Source organism: Bradyrhizobium sp. Unk1 (assembly GCF_059512345.1).
In genome coordinates this window covers 211,236-236,883 of record NZ_JCAMOP010000004.1, presented here as the reverse complement: position 1 = coordinate 236,883, position 25,648 = coordinate 211,236, and the positions used below count along the sequence as shown (strand labels likewise).

Sequence of the window (25,648 nt, the reverse complement as noted above, 5' to 3'; positions counted from 1 at the left end):
CGCGCAGTCTAGAGCAATGCGCTCCGCGTCCTATCGACTGGCGAACTAGGGGCGCGCGATCCGTAAGGATGTGCTTCCGTAGTCCCCTTGTGTTGTCATGACTGCTGCCCCCACTTTTGATTGAGGCCGATCTTAGGCACGACCTTTCGGATTGCCAGTCGCGTCAAAGTCACAGTTGCTGATTGTTTCCCACGCGCTTCTCATTCGGTGCACAAACGCAAGACAACGCATGAATGGACGTTAATATCGCTACGCAACAGGTGAGCTCTGACGCGATTTGCGCAGAGCCGCGCCGATGAAAATGCGATGAGGCAAGCGCCGCTATCGCCGACTCGATTCTGATGCAGGCCGGCCCCGCGTGCAGGCGCTGCTTGATCTACAGGAGGTCCAGATGCTCTACCCGATGTCGCCCAAAGTCGTCGAGCTCAAGCGCAAGCTCGAAAGTTTCATGGACCGGCACATCTATCCGAACGAGGAGCGCTTCTATCGCGAAGCGGAGGAGCTCGGGCCGTGGAAGGTCTATCCCGTCGTCGAGGAGCTGAAGCCGCTGGCGCGCGCCGAGGGTCTCTGGAATCTGTTCCTGCCGGAGTCCGGCCACGGCGCGGGTCTCACCAATCTCGAATATGCCCCGCTCTGCGAGGTGATGGGGCGCACGCATCTGGCGCCCGAAGTGTTCAACTGCTCGGCGCCCGACACCGGCAACATGGAGGTGCTGGAACGCTATGGCACGGAGAAGGACAAGGAGCGCTGGCTGAAGCCGCTGCTATCAGGCGAAATCCGCTCCTGCTTCGCCATGACCGAGCCCGCGGTCGCATCATCCGATGCGACGAACATCGAAAGCTCGATCGTGCGCGACGGCGACCATTACGTCATCAATGGGCGCAAATGGTACACGACCAACGCGACCGACCCGCGCTGCAAGATCTGCATCTTCATGGGCAAGACCGATCCGGACAATCCCGACCGCCACAAGCAGCAATCCATGATCCTTGTGCCGATGGACACGCCGGGCATCGAGGTGAAACGTCCGCTGCCCGTGTTCGGCTTCTACGGCGTGCCCGACCGCGCTTCCGAGGTCGTCTTCACCAATGTGCGCGTGCCCAAGGAGAACATGCTGCTGGGCGAAGGCCGCGGCTTCGAGATCGCACAAGGCCGCCTCGGCCCCGGCCGCATCCATCACTGCATGCGGCTGATTGGACTAGCCGAACGCACGCTGGAAAAGATGTGTCGCCGCGTGCGCAGCCGCGTCGCCTTCGGCAAGCCGGTCTCAGAGCAGACCGTGACGCAGGAGCGCATCGCGGAAGCCCGCATCATGATCGAGCAGGCCCGGCTGCTGACGCTCAACGCCGCCTATGCGATGGACACGGTCGGCAACAAGGTCGCGAAGGCCGAGATCGCGATGATCAAGGTCGCCGTGCCCAACATGGCCTGCCAGATCATCGACTGGGCCATCCAGGCCCATGGCGGCGGCGGCACCTCGAACGATTTTGGCTTGACCCAGGCTTACGCGACCGCGCGCCTGTTGCGGCTCGCTGATGGGCCGGATGAAGTCCACAGGAACCAGATCGCGCGGTTCGAGCTGAAGAAATACTCGAATGCCTGAGTCGATGTTAGTTCGTCAGTCCAGAGCCGGGCGCCTGAGCATCGGAGTCTAATCGACGCTTTGCGGCTCCGGGATGGATGCAGACACATTTTGCTTCGAAATCGCTTCGAGCATAGCTCCGAAAATGATGATCGGCAGATAGAACGCAAGCATGACCGTATTCCTCCTGCTGTGACAACCTTGGCCTGCAGGACCAGGTTCCTCAAATTGACACTCGCCCGCCTCGGAACATTTTCGTGGCTTACCTAGCTACCGAAGAAACCGAGTCGCAGGCAGTTTCAGGAACGCATCGCGTCAATCGCATGGGCGATCAGAACGACTGCGCTCGCGGCAATGAGAAACACAAAGAACCAGCTCATGTCCGCCTCCGATCCCGGAAGTGAACGCGCTCATCCATGCACAGTCAAAACCCATCGGTCTGGAACCGCTATTCAACGGCTGGCTGATGCTTCGCTGCAACATTTGCGTCCGCTGTCGGCTCTATCGGCAGAATGCCAAAAGGAGCAACGCGCCTACGACGCAGGCTGCCAGGACTAAAAACCAAACGCCCATAAGTCCCCCGACTCACACAAGCGAGTCAGGATTAGCCCTGCGATCTGGCATTGAAACGCCTGTTGGCGGTTTTCCCCAAGCCAGGCGCGATCCATGGGCTCGTTGCGTTAGTCCAATACCTCTACCGTCGCAGAGCGGCCGGCGACGAGCGATATGGTGTCGGGGACATTGTCCAGCGCGATGCGCACGGGGACGCGCTGGGCGAGCCGCACCCAGCTGAAGGTCGGGTTGACATTGGCAAGCAGGTTCGCGCCCTCGGCGCGGTCGCGGTCCTCGATGCCGGCGGCGATGCTCTCGACATGGCCCGACAGCGTGACCGTCTCGCCCATCAGGCGAACCCGCACCTTGTCGCCGGTGCGGATGCGCGCGAGCTTTGTCTCTTCGAAATAGCCCTCCACATGCAACGTGTCGGTGTCGACCAGCGCCATCACGCCCTTGCCAGCCGTGACGTAGGCGCCGGGACGCAGATCCATGTTGGTGATGACACCGTTCACGGAGGCGTGGACCTCGCTGCGATCGAGGTTGAGCTGGGCGACCGCGCGGTCGGCGACGGCCTGATCGAACGCCGCCTTGGCCTGGAGCTGGGTCGCCAACACCTGCTCCTGCTTCTGCTGCGATACCGCATCGGTCGTCAGCGCGCTGTAGCGCTTCAAATCGGAATTGGCCTGGTCGAGCGTGGCCTGATGACCCGCCACCGATGCATCGGCTTGCCGCAAGGCCAGCGCGAAACGTTCGCGATCAATCCGGAACAGCACATCGCCGCGATGGACTTTCTGGTTGTCCTTGACCAGTACCTCCGTGACGAACCCGGAGACGTCAGGCGCGACCTGAACCACGTCGGCACGGACGCGGCCGTCGCGGGTCCAGGGCTGCTCCATGTAATAGACCCAAAGCTCACGGCCGACCGCGAGCGCGGCGACGACGGCGAGAACGGTCAGCGCAAGGCGGCCAAACCAGGCGAAATTCCCCTTCATGGCAAAAACTCCGAGAGATAGACGACGCCGCCGAGAAGACAGACGAAAATCGCGAAATCGAACAGCGCACGGTGCCAGACCAGCCGGTAGAGGTCGAAGCGCTGCATGAGCCGGCGCAGGATCGCGCTCAGGACGTAGGCGACGATGATCCACGCCAGCAACGCCGGCACGAGCACGCCATAGATGTCGATCTGGTACCTCATGCCGCAACACTCTTGCCTGCACGCGGTCGATAGGCCGGTGCGTCCGGAAACAGGCCGCGCCTGATGCCGACGAGGCCGATCAGGGCGTCTTCGCGCGCGCTGTCATTGGAATCCGCCACCGCCTTGGCCAGCGCCCGATCGACGCTGGTCAACAGCTCGGTCGGCATTCCCCCACCGGCATAGCTGCGGCAAGCGATGGCGAGCTGATCAAGCATGTCGTCGATGACGGCAATCGTGGTTGCGGCAAGCCCATAACGGGCGCGGCGCAGGTCGATGATATTGATCCCGATTCGAAGCTGCACGAGGCTGTCGGCATCGCGGCGATCGCTCTCGGAGAGGAAGGCGATCCGCTGCACCAGAAGGCCCAGACGGTGCAGCATGAGGCCTGCAAACTCTGCCCGATCATGTTTGCCGCGGCGCTCGGCAGCGACCGCGAGCGTCTTCCAGCTCGACAGCACCAGGCGATGGGCGATCCACTCCGCGCCCACGCCGCGCGCGATCCGCGTCACGAGCTCGGCGATGACGACGCCGACGAAGAAGGCGACCGCGGAATTGGCATAGGATGCGAATTCCGCGCTGTAGGTCGATTGCAGCGCCAATAGCGTTGCGGTGTTGGCCGCGAGCGCCATGCCTGTTCCCGCCGTTGCCGGCCGTCCGATCAGGAAGCCGTAGAGCAGGAAGGTCGGCGCCAGCGCGACGATCAGAACCTCGATATGGGAGATCGCGGGCACCAGCGCGAACAGATAGATCGCGACGACCACGATGGCGACCAGCGACCACAGGCCGAAACTGCGGATGAAACGTGCGGGCTCGTCCTGCGCGGCAAAGAAGGAGCACGCGACCGCCGCCATCATCGGCGCCGACGCGCCGTCGGGCCAGCCGGTCCCGATCCAGAACGCGCAGCAGATCAGGATGGCGGTGGCCGCGCCGGCCGCCGACCACAAGGCAAGGCCGCGGTCGCGATGGCGCACCGGCGCGGCGCCGGCCTCGGAATGGAAGGCCAGATCGAGCGTCGAAACATTGCGGCTCTCGGCGATGGCCTCGCTGAGCGCGCGGCAGTCGCGCGAGAGGTCGACCAGCTCGCGCAGCCGCAACAGCAGGCTCGTGGTGATGATCCGCTCCCATGAGGCGCTGTCATCGAGCACCGCCTGTCGCTCTGTGATCGCGGCGCGGATCGGCTCGGCCGGTTGCCGCGCGCCGACATCGCTGCCAATCCATTGCGCAAGATCCTCCAGCAGCCGCTTCAGCTCGGGCTGCCGACGCAGCGCCTCCTCCCCCAGCGCTGCCAGCCGATCCTCCAACGAGGCGATCACCGGCAACAGCATCAGCATGCGCAGCCGGATCTCGCCGAGGCCGGTCACCACATTGCGATCGGTCAGCCGGTCATACGCAAGATGGGTGGAAAGCGTGTCGATCTCGACGATGTCGGTCGCAAGCTTGAGTCGCTTGCCGCGGCGCGTTTCACTCGTTCCCTGACGAAGCAGCACCGCCTGGCTCAGGCGCTGCGCATCCGACAGCCAGGCGTCGACGCGATTGGCAACGGCTGGCGCGACGCTGCGGGGAAAGACGATGGTGGAGACGAGGCTCGCGCAGATGATGCCGAGGGAAATCTCCTCCACCCGCGCAATGGCGGTATCGAAGATGGCGCCGGGCTCCGAGACCGAGGGAAACCCGATCAACGCGACCGTGTATCCCGCCAGCATGAAGACGTAGCTGCGCGGCGTGCCATCCAGCAGCGACAGATAGAGGCAGAGCCCGACCCAGAGCGCGATCGCGAGGCAAAGCAGTTCCGGCGCATCGATCAGGTTCGGCACCAGCACCACCGTCATGGTGGCGCCGACCAGCGTGCCCATGACGCGGAAGAACGCTTTTGAGCTGGTCGCGCCCGCCAGCGGCTGCGAGGTGATGTAGACGGTCGCCATCGCCCAATAGGGCCGCGGCAGGTCCATGGCGAATGCGACGACGAGCGCCAGCATCGACGCGGCAAACGTCTTCAACGCAAAAATGACGTCCGCGTGGCGGACCAGGAACGGCTCGTCTGCGCGCATGCTATTTCGTCTCTGGACCGGGCTTGGTGTCCTGCAGGCGACTGGCCCGCTGTTCGATGCGCTGAAGAGTTTCGAAGGTTATCGCAAGTTCGTCCGCGCCGATATCCTTGAGCAGGCTCGCCCGTACCCGCCGCAGCACCCGGTTGGTCTCTTCGACCTTCGCCCCGCCCGCTTTGGTCAGATGTAGCGTTTTGGCACGGCGGTCGCTCCGATCCTCGCGACGTTCAACCAGCCCCTCGGCCTCGAGCAGATCGATCAACCGGACCAGCGACGGCCCCTCGATGCCGAGCTCGTCGGCGAGCACGCCCTGGCGGACGTTCTCGCCCTGACGCGACAGCACCAGCAGCGGAATCGCGGTCGCATAGGACAGGCCGTGATCGGACAGTGCCTGATCCGACTCGCGGCGCCAGATGCGGGCCAGGCGGGCGATCAGCCGACCGATCTCGCCGTGGATATGAGCCTGCGAGGGAGCCATGCAAATTAGATAGGACACGAACTATTAGCCTGCAACTATATAATCCGGGGTATCCCAATCGATCACGCAAATGCGAACGAGGACAGCGCTGGATGGGACCGGGTTCCGCGACCGAGGCAAGGGAGACGATAGCGGGCGAGAGCGCGCTGACGCTGGTCCCGACCTTCGTGGTCGTCGCCGTGGACGCGACGGGCATGGGAATCATCCTGCCGCTATTGCCGTTCTACTCGCAGCGGCTCGGCGCAACGCCGTTCCTGCTCGGCGCACTGATCTCGACCTATGCCGTCTGCCAGCTCGTCGCCGGCCCCGTGGTCGGCATGCTCTCGGATCGGTACGGCCGGCGGAAGGTTCTGGTCGTCAGCCAGATCGGCACTTTCATCGGCTTCATCCTGCTCGCGTTAGCGGGCAACCTGACGCTGGTGTTCCTGGCGCGCATCATCGACGGCCTGACCTCAGGCAACATCTCGGTCGCTCACGCCTATGCCGCCGAGCACAGCGCGCCGGCAACGCGCAAGCAGGCACTCGGCATGACCAGCGGTGCGATCGGAACCGGGCTGCTGCTCGGCCCTGCTCTCTCGAGCTTCCTCGTGCACTACGGCCCGACCGCGCCGGTGTGGGCCGCGGCCGCGCTCTCGCTGATCAGCATCGTTGCGACGATCGCCCTGCTCCCGCCTGATCACCCGGCGTCCGAGCCGCTCTACCAGCATCGTGTGCCCGAGCCGACGCTGACCCGCAGCCTGCTCGACATGCGCTATGCCTGGCGGCTGCTCGGCCTGCTCATCGTGTTCTTCTTCGTCAACTCGATGTTCCTGTCGCAGATCGGCCTGTTCCTGTCGGCGCGGTTCTCCTGGGACGGACATCCCTTCGGCGCGCGCGAGCTCGGCTGGATGTTCGCCTATGCCGGCTTCATCAACATGGTGGTTCAGGGCTTCCTGATCACGCGCGTCAGCCTGATCGCCTCCGACCGCAGCATCGTGATGACGGCCTTCGCCTGCATGGGCCTCGGCTTTGCCGGGCTCGCAGCCGGCGACAATGTCGGCCTGCTCGCGGTCAACCTGTCGCTGATCATCGTCGGCACCATGTTCGCGCGAAGCACGTTGACGGCCGAGCTGTCGCGCTCGACCGCGATCAACCGCCAGGGCATGATCATGGGCCTCAACCAGTCCCTGATGTCGGGCGCAAATATCAGCGCACCGCTCCTGAGCGGCGCGCTGATCGGTCATCGGCTGTTCGTCCCGTGGGCGCTGATAATGGCTGCGATCGCTGTGGTCGGCACCGCGCTGGCCGGCCAACTGCTCGATACGCCGCGGACGCGCTAGCGCCCTCGCCTCACTTCACCAGGTACACGTCCGGATCGGCGCTCGAGCTCGGCTTCTTGAAGGCCTGGCGCAGGGCTGCCGACATCGGAACGTTGTAATTGATGCCGTTCGGCGGCGTTGGCGATTCCAGCCAGCGCTTGTAGAGAACCTCGATCTCCGGGCTCGCGTAAAGCTCCGCGGTGGCGCGGTCGGCCAGCGCCTTGAACGCCGCATCCTCCCGCCGCAGCATGATCCCGAAGGGCTCGGCCTTCGCGAACGTCTCCTCGCTGATCATGAACAGCGCCGGTTCCTTCGAGCGCGCAATCGCGACCGCGAGCTGGACGTCGTCGAGCGCGTAAGCCTGGGCGCGGTCGGTTTCCAGCAGCAGGAACGCTTCGGCCTGATCCACGGCCGGCATTATTCTGATGCCAAGGTTTCGCTCGGTGTTGACCTTGGCAAGCTGATTCAGATTGACCGAGCCTGCCACCGCCGTGACGGCCTTGCCCTTGAGATCGTCGATGGTGTTGATCTTCGCGGCTTTCTTGGCTGCAAACCGGGTCGCGCTGAGGAAATGCGTGTTGGTGAAGGCGACCTGTTTCTGGCGGTCGGCGTTGTTGGTTGTCGCCGAGCAGTGCAGATCGAGGGTGCCGTTGACCATCAGCGGAATCCGGTTCGACGACGTCACGGCGAGGGTGTCGACGGCGATGTCGGGCATGCCGAGCTGCTTCTTCACGGCATCCACGATTCTGAGGCAGATATCCATCGCGAAGCCGATCGGCTTCTGGTTGCCGTCGAGATAGCTGAAGGGGACCGAGGCCTCCTGATAGCCCAGCGTGATCTTCTTGGTCTCCTTGACCTTCTGGAGCGTGCCCGACAGATCCTCGGCTGAAGCTGCGCCCGCAAGACATGTGACGGCCAGGATAATTGTGGGAAGACGCATCGGGGGCTCCTCAAGGGGGCTTGCGCCTCCGTGCCGGGCGCAGTCGCAGGGGTAATAGCGCAGACGCCTGCCAGCCGCCAGAGCAGCTTGCGTCTATCAGCTATCGCAGCTTTCGATGTGCCAGCCCCTACGCGTCGATGCCCCGCTGCACCAGGATGCGCTCGGCGCTGTCGTTCCAGACGTCCATCTTGACGATCTGCCCGCTCCGGACGACGAAGCGGTCGACGTAGCGGTTGCCCTCGAACGGCGTGCCGTCCATCCACTCGCCATAGAGCGTGCCCACGCTGTAGACGACGGTCTCGTCCACGCCGGGGCAAACATCGAAGCGATCCATCTTCTTCTTGACCCAGCGATAGCGCTTGGCGTTGAAGCCGGTCGGCCCGCGCGGGTGGTCGAACTCGCGCCCGCCGGTAAAGGTGATCACCGTGCCCGGCTTCATATAGGCCGCCGCGGCATCGGGATCGGGAATCATAGAGGCCGTGAGATAGGCTTCCACGATCTCGGCGTCCGACGACGGCGCGTTCTGGCTTTTCACGGCTACGGACATGGCGGCATCTCCCGGACAAATTCGCGAAATACTACCGTCCAGATCGGAGAAAGCACGCATATATTTCGATCAGATCCCCCGCTACATTGCCGCCGCCCCGAAGCCTCGCCGACGTTTATAAGTCCAGCCCGAAGATTCATTGCATGACCGCCCAACCCGCCTTCGACCTGATCTTCCGCGACACGCTGTTGCGGTCATCCGCCGCACCCGTCGATATCGGCGTGAAGGGCGGCCGCATCGCCGCGATCGAGCCCAAGCTAACGAGTGAAAAGCTTGCCTGCGAGACCGTCGAGGTCGATGTCGGCGGACGCCTCGCCCTGCCCGGGTTCGTCGACAGCCACATCCATCTCGACAAGGCCTGCCTGCTCGGCCGCTGCGGGCACAATCACGGCAGCGTCTCGGACGCGATCCGCGCCGTGGCCGGGATGAAGAAGGACTTCACCGTCGAGGACGTCTACGCACGCGGCGCAAGAGTGCTCGAACGCGCGATCGTGCACGGCACGACGCGCATGCGCACCCATGTCGAGATCGACCCGCGCATCGCCTTGCGCGGTTTCGAGGCGGTCAAGGCGCTGAAGCGCGACTATGCCTGGGCCCTCGACCTGTCGCTCTGTGTCTTCCCGCAGGAAGGCCTGACCAACGACCCCGGCAGCGAAGAGCTGCTGGTGCAGGCGCTGCGCGACGGCGGCGAAGCGATCGGCGGCTGTCCCTACATGGACACCGACCCGAACGCGCACCTCGAGCGCATCTTCGATCTCGCGCAGGAATTCGACGTCGACATCGATCTCCATCTCGATTTCGACCTCGATCCCTCCTGGTGGCACCTCGACGAGGTCTGCCGGCAGACCGAGCGGCGCAACTACGGGGGGCGCGTCGCCATCGGTCATGCCACAAAACTCTCAGCGCTGCCGCCGGAGCGGATGAAGGCGGCCACCGCGCAGCTGGCAAAATCAGGCGTTGCCGTCACCGTGCTGCCCGCGACCGATCTCTATCTGATGGGCCGCGAAGCCACCCACAACGTGCCGCGCGGGCTGACGCTTGCCCACAAGCTCACCGGCGACGGCGTGCTGTGCTCGGTCGCCACCAACAACGTGCTCAACCCGTTCACGCCGTTTGGCGACGCCTCGCTGCTGCGGATGGCAAATTTCTATGCCAACGTCGCGCACGCCTCGGTCAGCGACTTCGATACCTGCCTCGATCTCGTGACCGAGCTGCCGGCGCGGCTGATGAACCTTGGCGATTACGGCATCAAGATCGGCAACCCCGCCGATCTCGTCGTGCTCGATACCCAGGACAGCCGCTTCGCCATCGCCGAGCTGCCGGACATCGTGATGGGCTTCAAGGCTGGCCGGCAGACGTTCGAGCGGCCGCGGGCCACTTTGTTCGGACCTGGCTGACCGACTTTCCGCGCCTTGCGCCCTGCCCGCAGCTTGCGCGATGATCATCACAATCGACCAACGGAGCAACCGGATGGCCTTCGACACGATCTTCCTGAACGCTCGCTTCGACGGCGGAGCCCGGCATCACATCGCCGTCGCGGACGGCCGCATCGCCGCGATCACGCCCCTCGATGAGCGTCCCGCCGCGAACGAGACCATCGACCTCGGCAACGTCCTCGTCCTTCCCGGCTTCGTCGAAGGCCACATCCATCTCGACACCAGCTTCTATGGCGACGCCTGGCGTCCGCACAGGCCATGCACCAACGGGTTCGACGTGCATGAGCGTGTGGCCTTCCAGGCCCAGAACATGGCCGTATCAGCGCCGATGGATGTGCGCGCACGCAACCAGCTCGACCTCTGCATCGGCCACGGCACCACGCAGATGCGCAGCCACGTCATGGTCGACGGCTCCGTCGGCCTGAAATCGCTCGAGACGATTTTGCGCGTGCGCGAGGAATACAAGGGCCTGATCGACATCCAGCTCGTCGCCTTCCCCCAGAGCGGCATCCTGATGAGCCCGGGCACGCCGCAATTGCTGGACGAGGCCATCGGGATCGGCGCCGATCTCGTCGGCGGGCTCGATCCCGCAAGCTTCGATCGCGACATCGAGAAGCATCTCGACGTCGTGTTCGGCGTGGCCGGCAAGCACGGCGTCGACGTCGACATCCATCTGCACGACATGGGCACACTGGGCGCGTTCGAGATCGAGCAGATCGCAGCGCGCACGCGCGCGCTCGGCATGGAGGGACGCGTTGCCGTCAGCCATGCTTACGGGCTCGGCGATATCTCCATGGATCAGCTCAAGAAGATCGCCGACATCCTCGCCCGCTCCGGCGTCGCGATCATGACCAATGCGCCGGGCGCCCGGCCCTTCCCGCCGATCCTGGCCCTGCGCAATGCAGGCGTCACCGTCTTCAGCGGCAACGACAACATCCGCGATTCCTGGTGGCCCTATGGCGACGGCGACATGCTGCGCCGGGCCACGACGCTCGGCTATCGCTCGGGCTTCAACATCGACGAGGAACTGCGCGTCGCTTTCGATATCGTCACCGTAACAGGCGCAAAAGCGCTGCGGCTCGAAAGCTATGGCCTGCGTGTCGGCGCCAAGGCCGATTTGGTGACACTGAATGCCGAGCATGTTCCTGAAGCCGTTGTCGGAGTGCCGCAAGGGCGCTCCGTGTACAAGGAAGGCAAGCTCGTCGCATCCGACGGTAAGATTGTCGGGAAGCGCGGCTAATGATCGGATCTTTTCCGTTCGATTATACCGTCAGCTTTCCTCACCCCCGAATCCGGTAGATTCCCTGACCGTAAATACGCGCATTGCGCGACGGGCCAAGGAGATCATACTAAGGCCCGCACTGACATCTGCGTTCTCTGGGGAAGTATGGAATGTTCAGCGCATTCAGCAGCATCGATTACCATTCCATTCGGGCCAACACGCCCGCCGAGATGGCCATCAAGCGACTGACCGGCATCGGCGAAGTCCTGTCGGGCATCGACATATCGGCAATCCGCACGCAGGACGACATGGCCCGCGCGCTGTTGACGCTCGATACCGCCGACAAATGCGTTCGCACGATTCTCGCCGAGTTCCGCACCGAGCGCACCACGGAAGTCGTCCGCGAAGCCACGAGCCTGATCAGCCTGATCGAGCTCGCGCGCGACGAACTCTCGGACTACGCGGCGGCAGCAGAGTCTTGAGCTGAACGCGGGCTGGACCTCAGCGCTTGATCTTCGCCAGGATACGATCCGCCTCGGTACGCCAATCGGCGCTGCGGGCAAATTCCTTCGTCCCCTTGAGGCCGAACAGCCCTTCGTCAGCGAGATCGGCAACCCAGGCCTGCCGCTCGGCGGTGCCCTGCGCCGACCACGGCGTCAGCCCCGCCTCGCGCACGGTCTCCGCGACTTCACGCATCTCCTCGGCGCGTCGGCGCCCGTGCTCGATCACGCGTTGGAAGCAATAGGCGCCCTGCTTCTCCCAGTCGATCACGGGAAACGTCTCCGCGAGCGAGGCCAGCACCGCATCCTCGACGCCATAGGCGCGCGCCGTGGTGAAACTTTCGATGACCATGGCCTCGAGGCCCTTGATCATGATGCTACGGCACATCTTCACAGCTGACGACACACCGAGCTTGTCGCTCGCAACCTTCGCCGCGAAGCCGATCGCGTTCAGCAGCGGCTCCAACTCCCTCGCGCCGGGGCCGCCGAGCAGCAGCGGCACCTTGATGCGATAAGGCGGCACCGAGGTCATCACGGCGCCCTCGACATAGCGTCCGGCAGCGCCGTCGATCAGCGCGGCGGCGCGCTGCTTGGCGCCGGGAGACGCCGAATTGAAATCGAGGAACCAGGCGCCCTGGTTGATTGCACTGGCGCAGGCTTTTGCAACGGGCACGGCCTGGCTCGCCGTGACCGCGGAGATGATGAAATCGGATTTCGCGGTCAGCTCGGCGTGAGACACCGCCAGCGTCACGCCGAACTTCGCCGCATGCTGCTTCAGCGGAGCGCCGTGCTCGCCTCCGAGCTTGATGTCGTACGCGGCAACCTTGATGTCCTGCTGGCGCAAATCCTCGGCCAGGATCCTGCCGACCTCGCCGTAACCCACCAATCCGATCTGCCAGCGCCTGGGATCACCCGCCATCAATCCAATCCTCGCGTAGTCTCGTCGAACAGCTCCTCGACCGCATAGCGGCGCGGGATCAGCGCCTGCTGGAATGCGTAGTCGACGATCAGCTCCAACGGTTTTCTATTCGCTTCGATCCCGAACGGAACGAGGTCGGGCGTCGCCGCGGGTCCCGCCTGCGCCTTGTTCCGCTTCAGGAGATCATAGACGCCCGCAACCACATCGGGGCGCGATCCTGCGAGCTGCTCGGTCACGACCACGAGATGATTGACCGGGACGACGCCGCGATGCGCGTACCATTTGGCCGCTTCCGCGGCAGGATCGGGGAATAGCGGCTTCAATGTGGGATTATCAGAGGTCTCGCCGAGAACGGCATCGAGCTCGCCGTCGAGCAACATTTGCAAAACCTTCTTGTCCTTCGGCGCACGCTCGGTGCCGTCGACATATTCGGCAACGTGCGGATCCTCGAAGGTGACCCAGTTGATCTTGTCGAGATTGACACGGTAGTCGTTGGCGAGAATGCCCCTGATCCATGCGCCCGTCGTCGTCGTGAACGAGCGGATGCCGACGCGCTTGCCTTCGAGATCGGACGGCCCGAGCGTTCCCTGCGCCGGATTATAGAGCGCGTAGGAATGCTGGAAGCGGCCGAGCATGGTCGCCGGCAGCAGCACCAGCGGCTTGCCATGCGCCTTCGCCATCAGATAGGTGACGATCGCCATCTCGCAGACGTCGAACGCCTGCTCGCGCACCATCGGCTTGAACGCCGTATTGGTCGGCGTGTAGGCGATGAAGTCGAGGTCGAAGAGGTCGGAGCGGAGCTCGCCGCTCTTCACCGCCTGGACATGTGGATGACTGCCGAGCACGGCCTTCAGCTTGAGACGATCCATCCGCCCGCTCCGCTTCTTTTCGCTTCAGAGGTCCTCGGGATTGTCGACATAGACGAGCCCGGCTTTCGCCAAGGCCTCGCGCATGTTGTACATGTCGAGGCCCAGCTCGCCCGAAGCCAGACGCTTGCGCTTGCCGCCCTCGTCGGCGTTGCGCTTCTTCGCCTTCTCGGCGACTTCAGCAGCATAGCGCTTCGGCACCACCACGACGCCGTCGTCATCGGCCACGATGATGTCACCGGGATGGACGTTGACGCCGGCACAAACCACGGGAATGTTGACCGAGCCGAGCGTCGCCTTGACCGTGCCCTTGGCCGAGACCGCGCGCGACCACACCGGAAAATTCATCTCGTGCAGCGCTTTCACGTCGCGGCAGCCGGCGTCGATGATCAGCCCCTGCACGCCGCGCGCCTGAAGCGACGTCGCGAGCAGCTCGCCAAACATGCCGTCAGTGTTGTCGGTGGTGCAGCCCACGACGAGGATGTCGCCCTTCCTGCACTGCTCGACGGCGACATGGATCATCCAGTTGTCGCCGGGCTGCGCGAGCACGGTCACCGCTGGACCCGCAATCGCTGCGCCCGGCCACACAGGCCGCAGATACGGCTTCATCAGGCCGAAGCGGCCGTAAGCCTCGTGCACCGTCGAGACGCCGTACTCCGCCATGTCAGCGGGATCGGCACGTTTGATGTTGCGAACGACGACGGGCTTCATGCCAGCTCCTCCGCAACCGTCGGGAACAGCCGCTGATAGGCCTCGCCATAGGTCATGGGCACGCCGGTGTTGCGGCTGCCCTGGATGCCGCGGTTGAGCGCGACGCGCTCGTAATAGCCCCAGAGATGCTTCTGCGCGGCGAGGATCTGGAACGCCTCGTACTTCTCCTTCCAGACCTCGTCGATCTTGAGGAGCAGATCCGGCTTGTAATTGCACTGCTCAGGCTGATGCGGCTCGAACAGGAACACCGGGGGCGCCGAATATTTGTACTGCGCGCCGGGCTTGTGACCCATCGCCTGCGCGACCACACGGGTCTCCTGCGCGAAATGCGCCGCGTTGGGATGGTCGAAATTATAGGGATCTTCCAGCGCGTGCGTCAGCACGAAGCTCGGATTGAGCTCGCGGTAGATGTCGACCATGCGATCGAAATGCGCCTCGGTGAGCTTCAGCGGATAGTCGCCGCAGTCGAAGAACTCGATCTCGGCGCCAAGCAGCTTCGCCGCCCGCTCCGCCTCGTCCTTGCGGCCGGCCTTGACCGATTCCAGCGTCGCGCCTTTTTCCTTCCAGGCGAACTGGCTCTCGCCACGCTCGCCGAAGGACATGCAGACGATCTTCATGCGATAACCCTTCTTCGCATGCAGCGCGATGGCGCCGCCGGCGCGCCAGACGAAATCGCCGGGATGGGCGGTGATCACGAGACCTGTTTTCATGGGACGAACTCCCCTCTTTCCTTGATAAGCAACGTATCGATCGCGAGCACCGTCATGTGTCGAACCCAAACAGACGCGCAGGATTATCGACGAGAATCTTCTGCTGGAACTCCGGCTCGGGCGCGAACAGCGGGATCAGGTCGACCAGGTCGCCGTCATTCGGCATCACCTTGACGTTGGGATGCGGCCAGTCGGTGCCCCAGATGACACGGTCGGGCGCGGTCTCGACGATCTTTCGCGCGAACGGCACCGCGTCCGCGAACGGCGGTCCGGCCGAGGACACCCGCTCCGAGCCGCAGATCTTGACCCAGCATTTCTCGTCGCGTTGCATCAGCTCAATCAGGATTTTGAACGGAAGCTGATCGAGCCCCTCGGACGCCTTCACCCGTCCCATATGGTCGATGGTGTAGCTCAGCGGCAATCTTGTCAGCACGTCGGCATATTCGGGCAGGTCGATCGCGTCGAAATGCAGATCGATGTGCCAGCCGAGCGGCGCAACCATCGCGATGATGCGATCGAACACACGCTTGTCGGGGACGCCGCCGAGATGGCGGACGAAATTGAAGCGGCAGCCGCGGAAGCCGCCATCATGCAGCACCTGGAGCCCACGCTCGCTGATGGTGTCGTCGATATTGGCGACCGCGCGATAGGCGCCATTGCTCTGCGCGATCGCATCGAGCGCGACAGTGTTGTCGGTCCCATGCACGCTGGCATTGACGATGACGGCCCGCTCGACGCCGAGCTTGGCATGCAGCGCACGAAAATCCTCGAGCGGTGCATCCGGCGGCGTGTAGGAACGGTCAGGCGCATACGGATATGTCGCGCCGGGCCCGAAGATGTGGCAATGCGCATCGCAGGACAGCCTTGGCAGCTTGAACTTCGGCGTGCGCGTGTTCGGATCGGGCGGCGGAATGGTCGGCGTGTACATCGTTGTCATCAGGTGAACCGCCGAGCGAGATCGCTTCTTTCAGGTCTTGCTGCTGACGACCGGCCGCCGCCGCGCCGGCGCGGCCTGATCCAGCGCCGGCGCCTGGAACGCGGCGACGGTGGCCTGCACCAATTGCTCGATGGCGCTGGCGGCATCGCTGCCGTCGGCCTCGCCGCGCGACAGGCGCGAGACGCGGTCGGGCGTCACCAGCGAATAATAGAGTGCGCCGAGCAGGAAGTGGCTGCGCCAGACGATGTCGGTGCGCGGAATATGCGGCAGGCTCTCGTGGACCGCATCGATGAAGGCGTGACTGGTATCGTCAAAGGTCTGCGCGATGATTTTTCGCGCGACCTCGTTGCCTTCGGCGGACATCACGGCGCGCAGCCGCGTGAAGCGCGCCCCGCCCCCGGCGAGATCGCTGCCCGAGGTGAAAGCCGGCACCACATAGGCGCGCACCACCGCCTCCAGCCGGTCCTGGAGATCGCGCACGCGCTTCGCAGCGGCGAGCAGCTCGAAACGGCGCAAATTCATCGGCCCGCAATGGCGCCGGTAGATCTCCAGCAGCAGGCCGTCCTTGGTCTTGAAATGATAGGTCACGCTGCCGGGATTGGCGCCGGCGGCCTGGGCGATGTCGCGCACCGAAACAGCGTTGAAGCCGTTGGTGGCGAACAGCTCCTCCGCCGCGGCGAGGATCGCCTCGCGCATGTTCGGCTTGCGGGCCGTTTCCTTGCTGGTGGGCTTGCGTACCATGTGATTTGTACTATCGTACAAAAGATCAGGTCTCGTCAACAAGAACCATGGGCGGCGTCCGGACGGCTTCGAGACAGCCACACGCGCGCGACCGCCCTCTAGGAGTGCTGGGAATGCTGGGTTTGAACAAGACAATCGGCGGCTTGATGCTGGGTGCCGGTCTGCTGCTGGGCGGCGCCGCGCAGGCCGCCGACAACTACCCGAGCAAGCCGGTCCATATCCTTGTGCCCTACGCGGCAGGCGGCGCCGTCGACGTGCTCGCGCGTACGCTCGGCCAGGCGCTGGCGAAGACCTGGGGCCAGCAGCCGGTGATCGACAACCGTCCGGGCGCCGGCGGCATCGTCGCCTCGCAGGCGCTGACACAGGCCGCCCCCGACGGCTACACGCTGATCCTGGTCGCGAGCGGCCATCCGCTCAACCAGTTCATCTATCCAAGCGTGCCCTATGACACGTTCAAGGATTTCACCGCGATAACCGAGGTCGCCTCCTCGCCGCTCGCGATCGTCGTCGCCAAGGACAGCCCCTACAAGACACTCGGCGATCTCCTCGCCGCCGCAAAGAAGGAGCCGGACAAGCTCTCCTACGGCATGTCCGGCAACGGCACCTCGGCGCATCTCGCCGGCGAGCTGCTCAAATACATGTCCGGCACCAAGATCGTCGCGATCCCCTACAAAGGCGGCGCCCCGGCGCTGACCGCGGTGATCGCGGGCGAGATCCCGCTCAGCATCAATCCGCTCGCCGAGGCGATCGGCCAGCTCGAAGGCGGCCCGGTGCGCGCGCTCGCGGTGACATCGGCCGAACGCTCCAAGGCGCTGCCTGATGTCCCGACCGTCGCCGAGTCCGGTGTCCCCGGCTACGACGTCTCGGTTTGGTGGGGCGTTCTTGGACCTGCCAAGATGCCGCCGGAGATCGTGGCGAAGCTCGAGACCGATCTGAAGGCGGCGCTGCAGGACCCGAACGTGCTGTCGACGCTCGGCAAGATCGGCGCCTCGCCGGTCGGCTCCTCCGCCAAGGACTTTGACGCCTACATGCACGCCGAGGCGACCAAATGGGAGCCGGTGCTGAAGGCCGCCGACATCCGCGCGCAGTGAGGCTCGTCACATGAGGATCTCTTCCCGGCGATTTGCGCGCACCGCCCTGCTCGCATTTGCAATGAGCGGCCTGCTCGGCGCGCCCGCGCGCGCCGATGGCGAAGCCAGGCTGCTGGCGCCGAGCGGCACGTTGCGTGTCGGCATCTATCCGGGCAGCCCGACCTCGATGGTGACGGATGCGGCCGGCAAGCCGCATGGCCTCGCCTACGATCTCGGCGGCGAGCTGGCCAAACGGCTCGGCGTTGGCATCGACTATGTCAGGTTTCAGCGCGTCGCCGACATCGTCACCGCGATCCACGACGGCCAGGTCGATTTCACCGTGACCAACGCCACGCCGGCCCGCGCCAACGAGGTCAGCTTCAGCCAGCCCGTGCTGGCAATCGAGCTCGGCTATCTCGTCCCGGCGAACTCGCCGATCGGCAGGATCGAGGACATCGACAGGCCGGGCGTGAAGATCGGCGTCACCAAGGGCTCGACCTCGGAACGGACATTGCCGGCGAAGTTTGGGAATGCGACCATCGTTCCCGCGGAAAGCGTCAAGGTCGCGATCGCCATGTTCGGCCGCGGCGAGATTGACCTCTACGCGACCAACAAGCCGACGCTGTTCGAGATGTCCGACCAGATGCCGGGCGCGAAAATCCTCGACGGCAATTGGGGCGCCGAGCATATGGCCATCGCGATTCCCAAGGGACGGGAGGACGCACTCCCCCTGATCAACCGCTTCGTGTCGGACGAGCAGTCGTCCGGCGCGCTGGACACGATCCAGCAGCAGGCGGGCCTGCGCGGCGCAACCAAGGTGACGCGCGAGTAGCTCCCGGACTTGGGTGCGGACATGGGTGGGGTGTCCTCCCGCCCTGCCCAATACAGTATTCCCTCAATGCAACCGTCGCCGAATTGCGCTAGTTTGCGTCGATCATGACTCGACGTACCGGCAGCGCCGATCTCCCTCTCCATACCGGACGGGTTCCACCCTGGCTCGCCACCCGCATGTCGTCGCTGGGTGCGATCGTCACGCAGGCGATCGTGCATCATTACGGCCGCGATGCGTTCCTCCAGCGGCTCTCGCATCCGTTCTGGTTCCAGTCGTTCGGTGCCGTGATGGGGATGGACTGGCATTCCTCGGGCATCACCACCTCCGTGATCGGCGCGCTGAAGCGTGGGCTCGGGCCCCTGCAGGATGAGCTCGGCATCTATGTCTGCGGCGGACGCGGCCAGCATTCGCGCAAGACGCCGGACGAGCTGCTGCAGCTCGGCGATCGCGTCGGCTTCGACGGCGCAAAACTCACGCGCGCCAGCCGCCTGGTCGCCAAGGTGGACAGCGCGGCGGTCCAGGACGGTTTCGATCTCTATTTGCATGGCTTCTTCGTCACCGCCGACGCCAAATGGACCGTGGTGCAGCAGGGCATGAACGGCGACAAGCGGCAGGCCCGCCGCTATCACTGGCATTCGGAGTCGCTGAAGAGTTTTGTCGATATGCCGCACAGTGCGATCGACGGACCGCAGCAGGGCGAGATCGTCAATCTCACCGATCACCGTGCCGAGGTCTCGCGCATCGCGCAGCTCGAGCTGTTGAGCGGTCTCGCCCCCGATCGCATCCTCACAGAATTCGAACGCCTCGTTGGAACTGCGCCCGAGCCGGCGCAGGCGATGCTGCCGCATCTGATCATGCCCGCGCATCATGATGTCCGGCCCAAGGACGTGTTCGCGCGCCGCCTGCACGGCACGCTGGCCGCCGCAGCCGAACGCGGCCCGGTCGATTTCCCGGAACTGCTACTGACGCCCGGCGTCGGCGCGCGTACCGTGCGCTCGCTCGCGATGGTTGCCGAGGTCGTGCATGGCGCGCCCTATCGCTTCAACGACCCCGCGCGCTTCTCGCTCGCCCATGGCGGCAAAGACCGGCATCCCTACCCCGTTCCGATCAAGGTCTATGACGAAACCATCCGCGTCCTGAAGGGCGCGATCCAGAACGCAAAGCTCGGACGCGAGGAAGAGATGCAGGCGATCAGGCGGCTCGACGACCAGGCGCGGCGGCTGGAGCGGACTACCAGCGGACCGTCGGTCGAGGCCTATATCGCCGGCGAGCGTGAAGTCTCGCCCGATCTCGACGGCCGCTCCGTGTTCGGTTGGGAGCGTGACATCGTGGCGTCACGGAAGTCGACGGGCTGACTGTCCACGGCGACGACCGGCAGCTTCGCAATCGCACGTAGACCCGGTCGCTTGCGCCAGTGAATTTGGGCGGGATCGACGGCAAGACCGAGCTTCGGCCATCGCGCAAACAGCGCCTCCAGCGCACAGGCCGCCTCGATCCGTGCGAGCTGATGGCCGAGACAGAAGTGAATTCCCGTTCCGAACGAGATGTGGCGGTTCGGCTTGCGCGTGAGGTCGGGCCGCTCGGGCTGGTCATGCACCGCCGGATCCATGTTCGCCGCGGCGAGCATGACCATGACGCGATCGCCCTTTTTCAGCGGCACGCCCGCAAGCTCGATATCCCGCCGCACATAGCGCGGCTTGGAAAACTGCACCGGTGACACGAAGCGCAAGAACTCCTCGACGGCGAGCCCGACGCGGCTCCGGTCTTCCTCCAACCAATCCCGCAAGCCCGGATTTCTGAGGAACTCGTAGACCGAGCCGCTGATTAGATGCGTCGTGGTCTCCGATCCTGCCGCGAGCAACAGGAACACCATCGACACCATTTCGTCCGGCGTGATCTGGCCGCCCTCACGCTCGACCTGAACCAGCTCGGCAATCAGGCCCTCGCCGCCCTGCACGCGCGCGACCTGCAACTGCCGTTCGAGATAGGCGCGCATCTTGCGAAACGCGAGCAGCAGGCGGAAGAAGCTGATGACGTTCGTCAGCGACGACATCTTGTTGGCCCAGGCGATGAATCGCGGGCGATCGGCCGCAGGCAGCCCCAGCAATTCGCAGATCACCGACACCGGCAGGATGCGGGCGTAACGCTGGATCAGGTCGGCGGGGCTGCCATCGGCAAACAGGTCGTTCGCCAAGCCGTCGGCGATGGCGCGAATGCGTGGCTCCATCGCCACGATCGCGCGGCGGCGAAAGGCCTCGTCGACGATGCTGCGCAGCCTCGTGTGATCAGGCTCGTCCATCGTCAGCATGTTGTTGGCGATGGTGGTGACCAGCTTCGGCATCCACCAGCGCAGGCCGGCGACTTTGCCATCCCCCTTGCGCAGCGTGAAGGTGGTGCTGTCCTTCAGGACCTGCGCCGTAGCGTCATGGGTCGTGGTGATCCAGACATCGCCGACCAGAGGAAATCGCGTCGCCACCACCGGACCGGACGCGCGCAGCGCCGCGATCGCCTTGGGCGGATCGCGGAAGAAGGCCTCGCTGGTGAAATCGAGGCGCGGTGTCATGGGTTCACCGTACTGGTTGGTGGCGCCTCAACCAGATGGTGTGTACGAGGCGACGCGCAAGGGCCGGAACCGCGCGAGAAGAAGCGAGCCTATCCGCGCCCCGGCGACCGTTGGCCGGTCTTGCGCTGCTGGCGGCCGGTGTAGGCATCCCAATGGCTCCAGCTACCGTTGCTGAGGCTTTGCAGATCGGTGCCGAGGGGACGGCGCGTGCGCTTGTCGTGATCGGCGACCAGGCGCTCGGACTGCGCGATCTTGCGCTTGAGCTCCGCGATCGTCTTCTGGGTCTCCCCATTCCGCTTCGAAGACGCGATCTCGCCCATCGTGAAGCGCGCGGTCTCGAGCGCCTTCAACTCGGCGCGGTTCTTCTTCAACTGGACCCGGTGCCAGGCGATGTTGCTGTCGCTGTCCGCAACCATGTGGGAACTCCGCTGATTCGTTCCCACAGTGTATCGCGCACGGAATCGGCGCCGCAACGCCCGCCAAACGGCGGAAATACGGTCTTATTGCGCGAAAAATCCGCGATCAGCGCTCGGCAAAGGCCTTTTCGACCACGAATTGGGCCGGCTCGCCGTGATTGCCCTCAATGAGGCCACGCTCGCCCAGCAGCACGCGGGTGTCAGCGACCAATGCCGGGCTGCCGCAAATCATGACCCGGTCATGGGCGGCTTCCAGCGGCGGCAGGCCGATATCGGCGAACAGCCTGCCCGAGGTGATGAGGTCGGTAATGCGGCCGCGGTTGCGGAAGGGATCGCGGGTCACGGTCGGATAGTAGATCAGCTGATCGCGGATGTACTCGCCGATCAATTCGTCCTTCGGCAGCGTCTCGGTGATCATCTCGCCATAGGCGAGCTCCTTCACATGCCGGCAGCCGTGCAGCAGCACGACCTTCTCGAACCGCTCATAGGTCTCGGGGTCCTTGATCACGCTCAGAAACGGTGCGAGGCCCGTGCCGGTGCCGATGAGGTAGAGGTTGCGGCCCTCTTCGAGATTGTCGATCACCAGCGTGCCGGTGGCCTTGCGGCTGACGATGATCTCGTCGCCTTCCTTCAGATGCTGGAGGCGCGAGGTCAGCGGACCGTCCGGCACCTTGATCGAGAAGAACTCCAGCGTGTCCTCGTAATTGGCGCTGGCGACGCTGTAGGCCCGCAGCAGCGGCTTCTCGCCGACCTTGAGCCCGATCATGGTGAATTCGCCGTTGCGGAAACGGAAGGTCGGGCTGCGGGTGGTCTTGAAGGAGAACAGCGTGTCGGTCCAGTGGTGGACGCTCAAAACGCTTTCCTGATTGAAATTGCTCATCTCACCTTCCCTGTCGCTTGCAATGCGGTTCCGAGGCGGGCAGCTATGCGTCGTTTGTACACGATCATTCGTGTACTAATGAATAATCCTGCTTGCTCCCGGGGTCAAGGCTGCCCAAGATCGCGAGCGTTGCAGTTAGGAACAAGGAGCCCCTTCCATGGCGCATGACGCCCCCCAGGCCACCGGACCCTCGAAGCTCGTGATCCGGAATATCGGCCTGATCCTGTCCGGCGCCCTGGAAAAGCCGATCCTGGACGGCGACACCATCGTCGCCGAGAACGGCAAGATCACCGCCATCGGCCGCTTCAAGGACCTCAACACCGAAGGCGCGACCACCATCGTCGAGGCCAACGGCACCACGGTCGCGCCCGGCCTGATCGACAGCCATGTCCACCCTGTGGCGGGCGACTGGACGCCGCGCCAGAACCAGATCGGCTGGATCGACAGCAATTTGCACGGCGGCGTCACCACGATGATCTCCGCCGGCGAGGTTCACATGCCCGGCCGCCCGCGCGACGTCGTCGGGCTGAAGGCGATGGCGATCTTCGCACAGCGCGCATTCTGGAATCTGCGCCCGGGCGGCGTGAAGGTTCACGCCGGCGCACCGGTGATCGAATGCGAGATGGTCGAGGAGGATTTCAAGGAGTTGGCCGCCGCCGGCGTCAAGCTGCTCGGCGAGGTCGGCCTTGGCGGCGTCAAGGACGGCCCGACGGCGCGCAAGATGGTCGGCTGGGCCCGCAAATACGGCATCCAGAGCACGATCCACACCGGCGGCCCCTCGATCCCCGGCTCCGGCCTGATCGACAAGGACGTGGTGCTGGAGGCCGACACCGACGTGGTCGGCCACATCAATGGCGGCCACACCGCGCTGCCCGACGACCAGATCCGCTGCATCTGCGAGGGCTGCAAGCGCGGCCTTGAGATCGTTCACAACGGCAATGAGCGCTCGGCCCTGTTCACGCTGCGCATCGCGCGCGAGATGGGCGACCTGCACCGCGTCATCCTCGGCACCGACGCGCCCGCCGGCTCCGGGGTGCAGCCGCTCGGCATTCTGCGCATGGTCTCGATGCTGTCCTCGCTCGGCGATTTGCCGGCCGAGCTCGCGTTCTGCCTTGCGACCGGCAACACCGCGCGGATGCGCGCGCTTGATTGCGGCCTGATCGAGGTCGGCCGCTCCGCCGATTTCGTCATCATGGACAAGGCCCAGCACTCACCCGGCAAGACCATCCTGGAGAGCGTCCAGCTCGGCGACCTCCCCGGCATCGGCATGACCATCATCGACGGCATCGTGCGCACCCAGCGCAGCCGCAACACGCCGCCGGCCGGACGGGTGCCGGAAGTGGTGGCGAAGTGACGCAGCCGGAGCGGCTTGCCGCTCCGCGTCGCGCCTCGAAGGCATTGAACAAGTCTGCTGCCTGCTGCGTCTAACGCAGGCAGCCCTCGGCGGCGGCAGTTCATTGCTGGACCATCGAGGGAGACATGAAAAATTCATCGCGAATAGCCATCGGCGTTGCTGGCGCAGTAGCGGGCTATGTCGCGACCTTCGTCCTGTTCTCCGTGCTCGATTTCGGCAACCGCGCAGACCCGATCACGTCGGGTCTGCTGGGGCTGTTCTTCTACTCCCCCATCGGTGCGATCGCCGGCGCGATGCTCGCCAGCTGGCTGGTGACGCGTTCAGGCAGGGACGCAGGCAAGGGCAGCGTCGCGCGCAACAGCCTGAAGTCGCTTGGCATCGTCGTGCTGCTCTGCGCCGCCGGTATCGGCATCTACATTGCCTACGCCTATGCGACCGCAACACCCTGGCTCAATCCGAACGCCAGCAATCCCCTGCTCGTGTTCGAGGTTCGCTTCCCCGCCGGCGTAACGGTGCCGGCGTCACCGCAAGGCATCACCATCGAATTGCAGACCGACCTCAACACCATGCCGGGTGAGCTGAACCCCGCCGGCTACTATTACGACGGCGACCAACCTGTCATTGCCGGCGAGGTCGAGCTGGCGTTCCGGACCGCGCACCGGCAACTCGCCGTCAACATCGCGGACCAGCCGAGCCGGATCTATCCGGTCGACTTGACGGCCCGCGCGCCGCATACGCCAGAGTTCGGCACGTGGCGGCGGCTCGCCGATGGCAGCGAAATCCGCTACCGCGCCAAATGGCCGGGGAAGACGTAAGGGATCAGCGCTTCTTCGCGATCTCACAGCGCACATAGGTCTGGCGCTTGGCCTGACCGACTGGGCCGTTGTCCATCACCAGCCTGCTGTCCGCCGCGATGGACACCCGCGGATTGGAGCGAAACTTCTCGCCCTCGCCTTCGCAGGCGAGCTTCATCTTCCAGCCGAGCTTGCCGTCCGCAGTGATCTCGCTGGCGTGGCACCGGGTCTCGTACCAATAGAGACGGTTGCCGCCCTCGATGCTCATGCGGTTGGCGCTGTCCTGATCGCGGCAGTCCTTTTTGGTCGAGGCCCAGAAGCCCTCGTAGGGTTGCGCCGCCCAAGCGGGAGCGCAACTGCCCGCCAGCGCTGCAGCAACACTCAAAGTCACTGCAAACCGCGTTACCGCTCTCATCCCAAAAACCTCGACAAACCCTTCATCGAGATTAGTCGCCAGTCCCCGCAGCTTGTTCAACTGCCGTAGGGTGGGCAAAGGCGCGAAGCGCCGTGCCCACGATCCTTGCGGCTTAAGGAAGATGGGGGGCACGCTTCGCTTTGCCCACCCTACGAGACCTTCACTACGGCACCTTACTCACCGCAGCTTGTTCAACAGCGCCATCAGCATCTCGCGCTCCCTGGCGTCGAGCGGCGCCAGCGTTTCCCGTGTGATCGCGAGCGCATTCGGCGCGACCTTCTCGGATAGCTGCTGACCTGCACGCGTCAGGCTGACCAGCAGCCGACGTCCGTCTTCAGGGTCCTGGCTGGTCTCCGTGAGACCGCGCGCCGTCAGGCGATCGATCACGCCCTTGATGGTCGCGACATCCATCGCCGTCAGCCGCCCGAGCTGGTTCTGCGAGCATGGCCCGGTCTCGGCCAGCTTCGACAAGGCCGCCCACTGCGTCGGGGTCAGATTGGTGCCGATGTCGCGCGAGAAGATCGAGCTGTGGCGCTGCCAGACCTGACGCAGGATGAAGCCGACCTGCTCGTCGAGCACGTAAGACGATTTTGCCGGCTTGACGCTCTTCTTCGCCGCGACGCTTCTTGCCATTCAGTCCCG

The 25,648-nt window shown here is 64.5% G+C and carries 27 protein-coding genes; 10 read left to right on the top strand and 17 right to left on the bottom strand.

Annotation, left to right across the window (positions count from 1 at the left end; translation table 11 throughout):
• Nucleotides 1–391: 391 nt before the first annotated feature.
• A complete protein-coding gene (locus AC5ZFO_RS06975; protein WP_063986445.1) occupies nucleotides 392–1,603 on the top strand; it encodes an acyl-CoA dehydrogenase family protein in 1,212 nt (403 codons plus the stop codon).
• A gap of 659 nt (nucleotides 1,604–2,262) precedes the next feature.
• Here the strand turns inward: AC5ZFO_RS06975 and AC5ZFO_RS06970 are convergent.
• Genes AC5ZFO_RS06970 through AC5ZFO_RS06955 form a run of 4 tightly spaced genes read right to left on the bottom strand, consistent with a single transcriptional unit; the run spans nucleotide 2,263 to nucleotide 5,855 of the window.
• Nucleotides 2,263–3,129 (bottom strand): efflux RND transporter periplasmic adaptor subunit, encoded by an 867-nt coding sequence (locus tag AC5ZFO_RS06970; RefSeq protein ID WP_063983918.1) that lies wholly within the window; start codon nucleotides 3,127–3,129, stop codon nucleotides 2,263–2,265.
• Nucleotides 3,126–3,332, bottom strand: a complete 207-nt coding sequence (locus AC5ZFO_RS06965) for a DUF1656 domain-containing protein (RefSeq protein ID WP_282518177.1) — start codon at nucleotides 3,330–3,332, stop codon at nucleotides 3,126–3,128. Before AC5ZFO_RS06965 ends, AC5ZFO_RS06970 begins: the two co-directional genes overlap by 4 nt.
• On the bottom strand, nucleotides 3,329–5,380 hold the full coding sequence (locus AC5ZFO_RS06960) for an FUSC family protein (protein WP_282518178.1): 2,052 nt from the start codon (nucleotides 5,378–5,380) through the stop codon (nucleotides 3,329–3,331). Before AC5ZFO_RS06960 ends, AC5ZFO_RS06965 begins: the two co-directional genes overlap by 4 nt.
• Before the next feature lies 1 nt (nucleotide 5,381).
• A complete protein-coding gene (locus AC5ZFO_RS06955) occupies nucleotides 5,382–5,855 on the bottom strand; it encodes a MarR family winged helix-turn-helix transcriptional regulator (RefSeq protein WP_282518179.1) in 474 nt (157 codons plus the stop codon).
• A 92-nt stretch (nucleotides 5,856–5,947) separates the two neighbouring features.
• Between AC5ZFO_RS06955 and AC5ZFO_RS06950 the strand changes: the two genes are divergently transcribed.
• Nucleotides 5,948–7,174: an MFS transporter gene (locus tag AC5ZFO_RS06950; protein ID WP_282518180.1), complete on the top strand. Its 1,227-nt coding sequence runs from the start codon at nucleotides 5,948–5,950 to the stop codon at nucleotides 7,172–7,174.
• A gap of 10 nt (nucleotides 7,175–7,184) precedes the next feature.
• Here the strand turns inward: AC5ZFO_RS06950 and AC5ZFO_RS06945 are convergent, their stop codons facing one another.
• Nucleotides 7,185–8,093 (bottom strand): amino acid ABC transporter substrate-binding protein, encoded by a 909-nt coding sequence (locus tag AC5ZFO_RS06945; protein ID WP_282518181.1) that lies wholly within the window; start codon nucleotides 8,091–8,093, stop codon nucleotides 7,185–7,187.
• A 127-nt stretch (nucleotides 8,094–8,220) separates the two neighbouring features.
• Nucleotides 8,221–8,640 carry a nuclear transport factor 2-like protein gene (locus AC5ZFO_RS06940; protein WP_282518182.1) on the bottom strand — a complete coding sequence of 140 codons (420 nt, stop codon included), beginning with the start codon at nucleotides 8,638–8,640 and terminating at the stop codon, nucleotides 8,221–8,223.
• A gap of 143 nt (nucleotides 8,641–8,783) precedes the next feature.
• Between AC5ZFO_RS06940 and AC5ZFO_RS06935 the strand changes: the two genes are divergently transcribed.
• The 3 genes from AC5ZFO_RS06935 (at nucleotide 8,784) to AC5ZFO_RS06925 (ending at nucleotide 11,780) form a co-directional block, all read left to right on the top strand.
• The gene (locus tag AC5ZFO_RS06935; RefSeq protein ID WP_282518183.1) at nucleotides 8,784–10,037 is read left to right on the top strand and encodes an amidohydrolase family protein; all 1,254 of its coding nucleotides are present in this window, start codon (nucleotides 8,784–8,786) and stop codon (nucleotides 10,035–10,037) included.
• A gap of 73 nt (nucleotides 10,038–10,110) precedes the next feature.
• Nucleotides 10,111–11,316 carry an amidohydrolase family protein gene (locus AC5ZFO_RS06930; RefSeq protein ID WP_496121846.1) on the top strand — a complete coding sequence of 402 codons (1,206 nt, stop codon included), beginning with the start codon at nucleotides 10,111–10,113 and terminating at the stop codon, nucleotides 11,314–11,316.
• A 152-nt stretch (nucleotides 11,317–11,468) separates the two neighbouring features.
• Nucleotides 11,469–11,780: a hypothetical protein gene (locus AC5ZFO_RS06925; RefSeq protein WP_282518185.1), complete on the top strand. Its 312-nt coding sequence runs from the start codon at nucleotides 11,469–11,471 to the stop codon at nucleotides 11,778–11,780.
• A gap of 19 nt (nucleotides 11,781–11,799) precedes the next feature.
• Here AC5ZFO_RS06925 and AC5ZFO_RS06920 read toward each other — a convergent pair whose 3' ends face one another.
• Genes AC5ZFO_RS06920 through AC5ZFO_RS06895 form a run of 6 tightly spaced genes read right to left on the bottom strand, consistent with a single transcriptional unit; the run spans nucleotide 11,800 to nucleotide 16,682 of the window.
• The gene (locus AC5ZFO_RS06920) at nucleotides 11,800–12,717 is read right to left on the bottom strand and encodes a DUF1932 domain-containing protein (RefSeq protein WP_282518186.1); all 918 of its coding nucleotides are present in this window, start codon (nucleotides 12,715–12,717) and stop codon (nucleotides 11,800–11,802) included.
• A complete protein-coding gene (locus AC5ZFO_RS06915) occupies nucleotides 12,717–13,586 on the bottom strand; it encodes a substrate-binding domain-containing protein (protein WP_282518187.1) in 870 nt (289 codons plus the stop codon). Before AC5ZFO_RS06915 ends, AC5ZFO_RS06920 begins: the two co-directional genes overlap by 1 nt.
• 24 nt (nucleotides 13,587–13,610) lie before the next feature.
• The gene (locus AC5ZFO_RS06910; protein ID WP_282518188.1) at nucleotides 13,611–14,294 is read right to left on the bottom strand and encodes a 4-carboxy-4-hydroxy-2-oxoadipate aldolase/oxaloacetate decarboxylase; all 684 of its coding nucleotides are present in this window, start codon (nucleotides 14,292–14,294) and stop codon (nucleotides 13,611–13,613) included.
• Nucleotides 14,291–15,004 carry a PIG-L deacetylase family protein gene (locus tag AC5ZFO_RS06905; RefSeq protein ID WP_027517331.1) on the bottom strand — a complete coding sequence of 238 codons (714 nt, stop codon included), beginning with the start codon at nucleotides 15,002–15,004 and terminating at the stop codon, nucleotides 14,291–14,293. The genes AC5ZFO_RS06910 and AC5ZFO_RS06905 overlap by 4 nt, the downstream gene beginning before the upstream one ends.
• A 52-nt stretch (nucleotides 15,005–15,056) precedes the next feature.
• The gene (locus tag AC5ZFO_RS06900) at nucleotides 15,057–15,941 is read right to left on the bottom strand and encodes an amidohydrolase family protein (protein WP_282518189.1); all 885 of its coding nucleotides are present in this window, start codon (nucleotides 15,939–15,941) and stop codon (nucleotides 15,057–15,059) included.
• Nucleotides 15,942–15,971: 30 nt separating this feature from the next.
• On the bottom strand, nucleotides 15,972–16,682 hold the full coding sequence (locus AC5ZFO_RS06895; RefSeq protein ID WP_282518190.1) for a TetR/AcrR family transcriptional regulator: 711 nt from the start codon (nucleotides 16,680–16,682) through the stop codon (nucleotides 15,972–15,974).
• A 113-nt stretch (nucleotides 16,683–16,795) separates the two neighbouring features.
• On the opposite strand from AC5ZFO_RS06895, the gene AC5ZFO_RS06890 reads away from it, so the two are divergent.
• The 3 genes from AC5ZFO_RS06890 (at nucleotide 16,796) to AC5ZFO_RS06880 (ending at nucleotide 19,939) form a co-directional block, all read left to right on the top strand.
• Nucleotides 16,796–17,773, top strand: coding sequence for a tripartite tricarboxylate transporter substrate binding protein (locus AC5ZFO_RS06890; protein WP_282518191.1), 978 nt, complete (start codon nucleotides 16,796–16,798; stop codon nucleotides 17,771–17,773).
• A gap of 10 nt (nucleotides 17,774–17,783) precedes the next feature.
• Nucleotides 17,784–18,584, top strand: a complete 801-nt coding sequence (locus AC5ZFO_RS06885; protein WP_282518192.1) for an ABC transporter substrate-binding protein — start codon at nucleotides 17,784–17,786, stop codon at nucleotides 18,582–18,584.
• A 104-nt stretch (nucleotides 18,585–18,688) separates the two neighbouring features.
• The gene (locus tag AC5ZFO_RS06880; protein WP_496121841.1) at nucleotides 18,689–19,939 is read left to right on the top strand and encodes a DUF763 domain-containing protein; all 1,251 of its coding nucleotides are present in this window, start codon (nucleotides 18,689–18,691) and stop codon (nucleotides 19,937–19,939) included.
• Here the strand turns inward: AC5ZFO_RS06880 and AC5ZFO_RS06875 are convergent.
• The 3 genes from AC5ZFO_RS06875 to AC5ZFO_RS06865 all read right to left on the bottom strand — a co-directional run bounded on the left by AC5ZFO_RS06875 (nucleotide 19,840) and on the right by AC5ZFO_RS06865 (nucleotide 22,443).
• Entirely contained in the window at nucleotides 19,840–21,147 is a 1,308-nt protein-coding gene (locus AC5ZFO_RS06875) for a cytochrome P450 family protein (protein ID WP_282518194.1), read from the bottom strand. The two genes, AC5ZFO_RS06880 and AC5ZFO_RS06875, sit on opposite strands and share 100 nt — an antisense overlap.
• 89 nt (nucleotides 21,148–21,236) lie before the next feature.
• A complete protein-coding gene (locus tag AC5ZFO_RS06870; RefSeq protein WP_282518195.1) occupies nucleotides 21,237–21,563 on the bottom strand; it encodes a hypothetical protein in 327 nt (108 codons plus the stop codon).
• Nucleotides 21,564–21,669: 106 nt separating this feature from the next.
• The gene (locus AC5ZFO_RS06865) at nucleotides 21,670–22,443 is read right to left on the bottom strand and encodes a ferredoxin--NADP reductase (protein ID WP_496121839.1); all 774 of its coding nucleotides are present in this window, start codon (nucleotides 22,441–22,443) and stop codon (nucleotides 21,670–21,672) included.
• A 157-nt stretch (nucleotides 22,444–22,600) separates the two neighbouring features.
• On the opposite strand from AC5ZFO_RS06865, the gene AC5ZFO_RS06860 reads away from it, so the two are divergent.
• Both AC5ZFO_RS06860 and AC5ZFO_RS06855 read left to right on the top strand, forming a co-directional pair.
• Nucleotides 22,601–23,797, top strand: a complete 1,197-nt coding sequence (locus tag AC5ZFO_RS06860) for an amidohydrolase family protein (RefSeq protein WP_282518197.1) — start codon at nucleotides 22,601–22,603, stop codon at nucleotides 23,795–23,797.
• A 125-nt stretch (nucleotides 23,798–23,922) separates the two neighbouring features.
• Nucleotides 23,923–24,612: a hypothetical protein gene (locus AC5ZFO_RS06855; protein WP_282518198.1), complete on the top strand. Its 690-nt coding sequence runs from the start codon at nucleotides 23,923–23,925 to the stop codon at nucleotides 24,610–24,612.
• 4 nt (nucleotides 24,613–24,616) lie between these two features.
• Here the strand turns inward: AC5ZFO_RS06855 and AC5ZFO_RS06850 are convergent, their stop codons facing one another.
• Together AC5ZFO_RS06850 and AC5ZFO_RS06845 are read right to left on the bottom strand one after the other, a co-directional pair.
• The gene (locus AC5ZFO_RS06850) at nucleotides 24,617–25,006 is read right to left on the bottom strand and encodes a hypothetical protein (RefSeq protein WP_306664151.1); all 390 of its coding nucleotides are present in this window, start codon (nucleotides 25,004–25,006) and stop codon (nucleotides 24,617–24,619) included.
• A 177-nt stretch (nucleotides 25,007–25,183) separates the two neighbouring features.
• Nucleotides 25,184–25,639 (bottom strand): MarR family winged helix-turn-helix transcriptional regulator, encoded by a 456-nt coding sequence (locus AC5ZFO_RS06845; RefSeq protein WP_282518200.1) that lies wholly within the window; start codon nucleotides 25,637–25,639, stop codon nucleotides 25,184–25,186.
• Nucleotides 25,640–25,648 lie beyond the last annotated feature (9 nt).